Annotated in this window: 1 protein-coding gene; it reads right to left on the bottom strand. The window is 42.5% G+C overall.

Going from position 1 to position 1064, the window contains the following annotated elements:
• Positions 1-1058: tyrosine-type recombinase/integrase (locus tag ACFIMQ_RS09425; RefSeq protein WP_375703932.1), on the bottom strand; the 1058-nt coding region annotated here is incomplete at its 3' end.
• Positions 1059-1064 lie beyond the last annotated feature (6 nt).

Genomic DNA, 1064 nt, shown 5'->3' on the forward strand with positions numbered 1-1064 from the left:
TGACTTAAAATAGTTTCAGCGACCTCATAGGGGGCATCGGTTGTTTCAGCAAGCCAATCGCGTAAACTAGAACGAAACCCATGCGGGCAGGCATCAAGTCCAATTTTTTGCATGTATTGAGCCATACAGCGTGCAGAAAGGGGACCCCGACCTGTTGCAGAAAAAAAGAAATCATTGCGAGATAAAAGGCGCGCTTGTTTTAAAATATCTAATGCTTCTGTTGATAAAGGGACGCGAAATTCTGTTGTAGCATCACGCCTTCCTTTCATATTCTCAGCAGGAATAGTCCATATATCGCCATCAACTTGATCTTTATGAATATGGCGTATAGGATTTGTACGAACGCCTGTCAGGATAAGCAAACGTAAAGCCAGTTGTGTCATTGTTGTTTCGCAAAGTGTTTTATAAAAAGCCGGAACCTTTCTCCAATCCATAGCTGGAAAATTTTGCGTTTTATGACGTTGTTTGCCTAAGAGAGCACGTGCTTTTTCTGTTGCTTGTAAATCAACATCCAATCCTAATGCAGCCGCATGTTTAAGACAAAGATTAAGACGTATCAATGCTTTCTCTGCTGTTGCAGCTTTTGTATGCCAAATAGGAGCAAGGGTATTGCGTATCTCTGTTTGTGTAATCTCAGAAACGGGCAGACAGCCTAATTTGGGAAGAATATGCAGTTTTAAAGGTGCAAACCAGATTCCGTCTTTACCATCCCCTTTTAATTCAGCTTTACGACTTTCAAAAGCATCCACGGCAATATCTTTTAAGTAATGAAGATTGCTTATTGCCTCACGCTTTTGTTTATTACGCTCTTTAATGGGGTCACGACCTTCACGAAGAACAGAACGCCACCCAGTTGCCAATTCACGGGCTTGTTTTAAAGAGACATCTCGCAACGCTCCCAAGCCCATTTCACGGCGGCGTCCGTGAAGGGTATAACGATAAATCCATTGAGCACCTCCATCTTTACGCTTATGAAGTAACAAGCCAGCACCATCATTATATTTGCCAGCCCCCAATGTTGCGACAGATCTTGCATTAAGACGGTTCATAAGAGCCATTTTTAG

The sequence above is a fragment of the Bartonella sp. AD13SXNS genome, from assembly GCF_042196465.1.
GTDB lineage: Bacteria > Pseudomonadota > Alphaproteobacteria > Rhizobiales > Rhizobiaceae > Bartonella.